4 protein-coding genes and 1 pseudogene are annotated in these 6994 nt (G+C 59.4%); 3 read left to right on the top strand and 2 right to left on the bottom strand.

Annotated features, from left to right (window positions below):
- Together H1Y01_RS19590 and H1Y01_RS15450 are read left to right on the top strand one after the other, a co-directional pair.
- A partial coding sequence (locus H1Y01_RS19590) for a hypothetical protein (protein WP_219341592.1) occupies positions 1 to 214 on the top strand: 214 nt, incomplete at its 5' end.
- Between the two features lie 227 nt (positions 215 to 441).
- Positions 442 to 4467, top strand: a complete 4026-nt coding sequence (locus H1Y01_RS15450; protein ID WP_180541409.1) for a choice-of-anchor D domain-containing protein — start codon at positions 442 to 444, stop codon at positions 4465 to 4467.
- A 20-nt stretch (positions 4468 to 4487) separates the two neighbouring features.
- Here H1Y01_RS15450 and H1Y01_RS15445 read toward each other — a convergent pair whose 3' ends face one another.
- Together H1Y01_RS15445 and H1Y01_RS15440 are read right to left on the bottom strand one after the other, a co-directional pair.
- The gene (locus H1Y01_RS15445) at positions 4488 to 4679 is read right to left on the bottom strand and encodes a hypothetical protein (RefSeq protein WP_180541408.1); all 192 of its coding nucleotides are present in this window, start codon (positions 4677 to 4679) and stop codon (positions 4488 to 4490) included.
- A gap of 221 nt (positions 4680 to 4900) precedes the next feature.
- Complete coding sequence (locus H1Y01_RS15440) at positions 4901 to 5782, bottom strand: LysR family transcriptional regulator (RefSeq protein WP_180541407.1); 882 nt, start codon at positions 5780 to 5782, stop codon at positions 4901 to 4903.
- A gap of 104 nt (positions 5783 to 5886) precedes the next feature.
- On the opposite strand from H1Y01_RS15440, the pseudogene H1Y01_RS15435 reads away from it, so the two are divergent.
- Positions 5887 to 6994 (top strand): annotated as a pseudogene (locus H1Y01_RS15435) (glutamate synthase subunit alpha); the annotation flags it as partial.

Genomic DNA, 6994 nt, shown 5'->3' with positions numbered 1-6994 from the left:
TAGTTTCGCCGTCCCTCAACAGCACTGCCGCCAGGCTTGCGAGTTATTGCATCAGGAGTTCTTCTCGAAGGTGGACCCGGACAACTTCGCTCCAGTTCCTACTCCGCGCGAGTCGTACCAGGCGCAGGACAATTCCTCCCTGATACCGGGCATGCCACGGGCGGCGACTTACGTCCCGCGTAAGACACAAACCTTAAGTCCGGCACGCACGTGAGCTCGGCCGGTCCCCACCCGATTTCTGAAGACAACGAAACTCGCTCGCGCTGAAGAGACGACGGGACTCTGCTATGTGGCGTGTAATACCGGAAATCGCGCTGTCCACTAAGAAAAGCTGAGAGTAGACGCAGAGGCGAGAAAAGAGGATCTGTAATCCTACCTTGCTTGCGGAGTATATAGTCCGCAAACTCGCATTTTGAAATTCGTCCCCTCTAGCTTATTACTGTGCAAAATACAAGCGTTGTTTTCCTGCTTCGATATGTGGCGATCGCGTTCGCACTCTTCGCCGCTTCGGCTTCCGCCGCCGGTGCCGGAGCCGTTCTTTCCGTAAGTCCGTCTTCGGTCAACTTTTCCGCGGTCCAGAACGTGGGGACAACCAGCAGCCCGGTGGCGCTTCTGGTGACGAACACAGGATCTTCAGCCGCCAATTTCACGGGCGTGACTCTAGCCGGCGGGAACCCCGCCGATTTCGCAGTCAGCGGGAACACCTGCACAGGGTCTCTCGCTGCTGGAGCCTCGTGCTCGGCAAGCGTCACCTTTGCGCCAATGGCAGGCGGTATCCGAATGTCGAGTCTCGTACTTACCGACGATGCCGCTGGGAGTCCGCAATCCGTAGCTATTACCGGCGCCGCACAGGGTGCCAATCAGCAGTTAGCCATCAGTCCCACGACTATGGTATTCGCGCAGACTACGGTGGGCAACTCGACCAGCGCCTTTATTCTGATCTCCAGCTTCAGCGAGGGGAACATCGCGTTCACGGGAACTGTCGTGACCGGCACTAACCCGGCTGACTTCGCCGTTGTCGAAAATACGTGCCTGCCTCTCTACCCCAGCAGTTCGTGCGAAATTATTGTGCAATTCACCCCGCAAGCCGCGGGACTGCGCACGGCTACTCTGCAACTTCAGGACACGGCGGCCGGCAGTCCGCAAAACGTGCCCTTGGTTGGAACCGGCATCGCATTAACTCAGAATGTGGTATTTACACCTGTAGATCTGGACGTAAGTTCGCAGACTGTTGGAGTGAGCGTGACTTATCCCATTACCGTCACAAATTACGGGACAGGCGCAGTAACTTTCTCCAGTTACGTTATAAGCGGCACGAATGCAACCGACTTCGTTCTGACCACGAACTCCTGTCCTACTGGAGCGGCAACTCTTGCGCCATCGCAGACGTGTCAGATGAACGTCACGTTCACGCCGGCCGCCGCGGGTGGCCGCAGCGCATGGCTTACCGTGACCAGCAGTGCCCCCGGGAGTCCCCAGCACCTCTCTCTACTGGGTGCGGGCGAGCCCGTCACGAACCTACTGGCATTCTCTTCGGGCGCACTGGACTTCGGCGCTCAGAACGTCGGAACCGCGAGCGGGACTAGCGTCGTATCCTTACAAAGTTCCACGAGCTCGGTGACTCTGTCGAATATCTATATCGCCGGAACGAACGCCTCCGACTTCGCCATCAACTCCTCAACTTGTTACCCCGGCCTCTTGCTCGGACCGTACTATCAATGCAACGTACATATCTCGTTTCTACCGGCCGCTTCAGGGTATCGGACGGCGAACCTGACGTTCACCGACAACGCCGCTGGAAGTCCCCAAGTCGTAACACTCGAGGGCATCGGTCAAACCCCGGTCCAACAGCTCGGTCTAAGCGTCCTCAACGAGGACTTCGGGATAGCGACCGTTGGCTTCCCGGTCTACGCATCCAACCCTGGCATCTTACTCACGAACTCCGGGGATTCCTCCATCACCGTCTCTTCCATTTCGATTTCAGGTCCGAACGCCGCAGACTTCGGGATGGCCGGAGATTGCCTCGGCGCCATCGCACCGGGTGCAACCTGCAACGCAGCCGTTGTTTTCACGCCGTCTTCCGCGGGCCTGCGATCGGCCCAGATCAATATCGCCGACAGCGCTCCGGGCAGTCCGCAAACGATCGGTTTGTTCGGCACCGGCCAAGCTGTCGATCTCGCTCTAACCTCCACCTCGGCCGCACTCCTTTTCCCGGTTCAAACCATCGGATCGGTTTCGAGCGCCGCGATGACGACCATCGGTAACGCCAGTAACTCGCCCGTAATGCTTTCTTCAGTCACTATTACCGGCAAAAACTCATCCGAGTTTACCGCGACAAACGAATGTCCGACCGTCCCGAGTACTTTCAGCGAGGGCGCGAACTGCCCGGTGTACGTAACCTTCTCGCCAACAGGCGCGGGGCTTCAGACGAGTACCCTGCAATTCACGGACTCGGGCGGAACGATTCTGGAGAGCCTGGCTCTGGTCGGAGTCGGATATGCAGCAGGGCCGCCCTTAACTCTAAGCCCTTCGGCCGCCTATCTGGGATCGCAAGCCGTGGGAGTAAGTGGCAGCGCGACGTCCATAACCATATCTAACCCCGGAACGGGCAGCATTCCGTTCACCGTTGGCCTTGCCGGGGTCAATGCTTCCGATTATCTCGTCAGTTCCAACAACTGCGGGGCTAGTCTTCCACCCTCAGCCAGTTGCAAAGTAAGTGTTACTTTTACTCCGGCCGCGGTCGGAGCACGTATCGCCGCTCTACAGGTAATTGCTAACGGGACAACTCTGCTGGACTGCGGTCTCGTAGGAACGGGTGTGGCAGGGACCGCTTCGATCGCTACAAACCCTCTCGCCGTCGATCTTGGAGTCGCCAACGTTGGTCAGACCAGCTATCAGGGAAGTCTTCAGATTTCGAATACCGGCGCTGAAACCGTAACAATCGCCGGCATCAGTATTGGGGGGAGTGATCCCGGCGACTTCAACATCGGGGGTAACTCCTGTGAATCGACCTTAGCCGCCGGGGCATCCTGCACCTTGGCGCTGCGGTTCACACCGATGTCAGCCGGACTGCGCAATGCCACGCTGATAATCGCCGACAATGCTACCGGCAGCCCGCAAGGCATCCCACTCTCGGGTCTCGGTCAGGCCGTCACGCAGCTTTTGGAAGTACCGCTGTCCATAACCTTTCCATTGACCAGCATCGGTTCGCTTGTAACTCAATCCGCCACAGTCACGAACATAGGGACTTATCCGGTGACTATGACTTCGGCCACGATTGCGGGAACGAACGCGTCCGACTTTTCAATCGGCTCACCCACCTGTAGCTCGGCCGGCTCGTCGCCAATCTTCCCGGGGGGGAACTGTCAATATCCGGTTTCATTCACACCCGCCGCACCGGGCTTCCGGACAGCAACGCTTCAACTGATCGATAGCGCTGCGGGAAGTCCGCAATCGATCCCGCTCAATGGTTTCGGCCTGGCGGTCACGCAAACACTCTTGTTCCCACCGGCTGTGAGCTTTTCGTTGACGCCGGTAGGGTTAGTTGCGGCTCCTCAAACAATCAGTTTCAATAACACCGGGAATACCGCTGTGAACGTGACCAGTGTCGCGATTACCGGAACCGACGCGGCGGACTTTTCTATCTCTCAGAACAGCTGTGGCGCCCAGATCAGTCCGGGCACGGCGTGCACGGTGACGGTATCTTTCGATCCTCTCGCGCCGGGGGTTAGGAAGGCGGCGCTGCAGCTTAGCGACAGCGCAACGGGCAGTCCACAGTCAGTCACGCTAACCGGAGTGGGGGAAGCCGGCATTTACTCGGTAAATCTCCCATCCGCGGTTGACTTAGGTCTGAGTACCGTGGGGCTCACTCTCAACAGTTCAACGCCGATTTCTTTGTACAATACCGGCGATGTAGCCGTGACGTTCAGCAGTTTCTCCTTCGGCGGCGGTAACCCCGGAGACTTTTCGGTCTATTCGACTTCCTGCAAACCGAATGGCTTGATCCAACCGGGCGGTTCTTGCATCGTTTACCTGGGCTTTACTCCGGCAGCGATCGGAACGCGGTCAGGCACATTGCTGGTAGCGGATAACGCTGCCGGAAGCCCGCAGTCTGTTGCGCTCATGGGTGTCGGACAGGCAATTACCGACACCGCGGACATTACTCCCGCGCTTTTATTCGGCTCGGTTGCCGTCAACTCGGCGGCTACTCTTTCGGCCAGCCTCGATAATACGGGGACCTCGACGATCACCGTTGGCGCGGTTTCAATCAGCGGTCCCAACGCGGCAGACTTCACAGTGGGTTCGAACTCTTGTTCGTCCGGGTATCAACTAAGTCCCGCGCGCACCTGCACGATCGAAGTAACGTTCACGCCGTCCGGGAGGGGGACACGCACAGCGACTCTCCAGGTGACGGATAACGCGCTTGGCGCAACCCAGACCTGCATCCTTCAGGGGATCGGGCAGTAATTCGCTCTGCGCCTGACTACTTATTCCTCGGCCGCCTCTAGAAGGCTCTGCAACTCCGGCAGGGCGGACCGATCCTTCTCGCGGCCGGCCGCCAGCTTGGCGCGGATAAGTGCCGGCAGGGTGAGGGTTGCAATGGTTCGGTCGAACGCCTCGACCTGAATCGAACGCCGCTTAACCTCGACAAAGTCTCCGAGTCCGGCAACCTCGGCCAATAGATCGATTTCGCCAACGTCCGTCTGAGGTGTGAAAATGGTCGCGTTGCGTCACGTCCGCGGATGGAGCGGCGCCAGTGCATCTGTCAGCCTGCTAAGATTCCCTGGCGCGCGCGAGTAGCAGATATCCAAATCGTAAGTGACCCACGCGCTTCCGTGAAACGTACCCGGCGCTCTTCCGCACGCGCGAATTCCTCGGGAGTAAGCGCCCCGTAGCATTTTCACCCGGCCACCGGTAAAGCCTGCAAGAACGCCTTCGCCGCGCGGTTGAAAGCCTTCCGCTTCCGATGTACCACGCCCACCGGCCGCACTAACCCCGGCGCGCGCAACTTGGCACTCTTCAACCTGCCCTGAGCGATCTCATGCTGCATCGTCCGGTCCGGCAGAATGCTGATCCCATGCCCCAGCGCCACCGCTTCCTTCACCATCTGGATATTGTCGAAATGCATCGTCACGCGCACTTCAACGCCCTGCTCCCGTAAGAATCGGTCGGTATCTTTCCGAATCTGCAGATCGTCGTCGAACGCCACGAAATCGTCTCCATCCAGTTCGCGCGCGCGCAGCGTCGTCCGCTCCGCCAAGCGGTGCCCAGGCGGGAGCGCCACCGCCATCCGCTCGTCGCGCCACGGAATCACCACGAGGTTGCGCTCCGGCTCCGGGTAACTCACCAGACCCAGATCGCACCACTCATTCCGCACCGCCTCGTATACTTTATCCGGCCGCAGATATTCGACGGTCAACTCCACGCCCGGACAAGCCGCCTCGAACTCGGCGCTAACGCGCGGCATCTCGGTCAGCGCCACCGAATAGATCGACGCCACGCGCAGCTTACCCGTCGACGCATCGCGCATCTGATCGAGGCGCGCGGTGCATTCTTCCTCGCGCCGCAGCACGTCGCAGCAAAACTCGTGATAAATCCGGCCGGCTTCGGTCAGACCCACCGGGCGCGTGCTCCGATCCAGAAGTGCGGTTCCCAACCGGCGTTCCAACTCCTGAATCTGCTGCGACGCCGCGGGCTGGCTGATTCCGTTCGCGGCCGCCGCACGGCTTAAACTACGCCCACTCGCCACGTCCCGGAACAGCTTTAACTCGGTCAACAGCACCCGCAGGTATTATAAGGAATACTGATACGGGAACGCAATAAATTTCGATTGCTGGATACTGCAAAAATCGCGTACACTCGGAAGAATTACCACGGAGTAAGACAATGGCCGATCTCTACGCCGAAAACGGCTTACCCTCCGCGCAGGGCCTTTACCGGCCCGAAAATGAGCACGATGCTTGCGGCATCGGCTTCATCGCGCATGTAAAAGGTCATCGTTCGCACGACATCATCACCCGTGGGATTGAGATTCTGATGAATCTCACACATCGCGGCGCATGCGGCTGCGATTCGGAAACGGGTGACGGCGCGGGCATCCTCGTCCAGATCCCCCACGCGTTTTTCCAGCGCGCAACCCAGCATCTCGGGTTCAGCTTGCCGGCCGCCGGTGAATACGGCGTCGGGATGGTGTTCCTTCCCGTCGAGCCTTTGGCGCGCCGCACCTGCGAGGGCATTCTCGAACGGATTGCCCGCGAAGAGGGTCTCGAGGTCTGCGGCTGGCGCGATACGCCGACCGATGGCGACGCGATCGGCCGCGTGGCTCGCAATTCGCAACCCTACATTCAACAGGTCTTTCTCAGTCGCGGCTCCGCGGCCGGGTCAGAAGAGACCGACACCGACACGCTGGAGCGCAAACTCTATATCGTCCGCAAGCGCGCCGCGCACGAGATCAGCAATTCCACGATTAACGACCGCGGTTGTTTCTATATTCCTTCGCTTTCCGCGCGCACCATCGTTTATAAGGGACTGCTGCTGGCGCCGCAGATCGCGCGCTTTTTTCCGGAACTGAACGAGCCCGATTTCGTCAGCGCCCTGTGCCTGGTTCACCAGCGCTTCTCGACGAATACCTTCCCGACCTGGCAGCTTGCCCACCCCTTCCGCTACATCGCGCACAACGGCGAAATCAACACGCTGCGCGGCAACGCGAACTGGATGCACGCGCGCCAGTCGATCCTCGCGTCGCCGCTCTTCGGCCCCGATATCGCGAAGCTGTTCCCGATCAGCCCGAAGTCGGCCAGCGATTCCTCGACGCTCGACAACGTTCTCGAACTTCTCGTCCAATCCGGCCGCTCGCTGCCCCACGCCGTGATGATGATGATCCCGGAGCCCTGGACCAATCACGAAAGCATGAGCGCCGAAAAGAAGGCGTTCTACGAATACCATAGCTGCTTGATGGAGCCCTGGGACGGACCCGCATCGATCGCCTTCACCG

Origin of the sequence: Nevskia soli, assembly GCF_903970205.1 — a bacterium.
GTDB lineage: Bacteria > Acidobacteriota > Terriglobia > Bryobacterales > Bryobacteraceae > Bog-113.
Note: the sequence above shows the minus strand (reverse complement) of the source record. Positions and strands in the feature narration are given on the sequence as shown.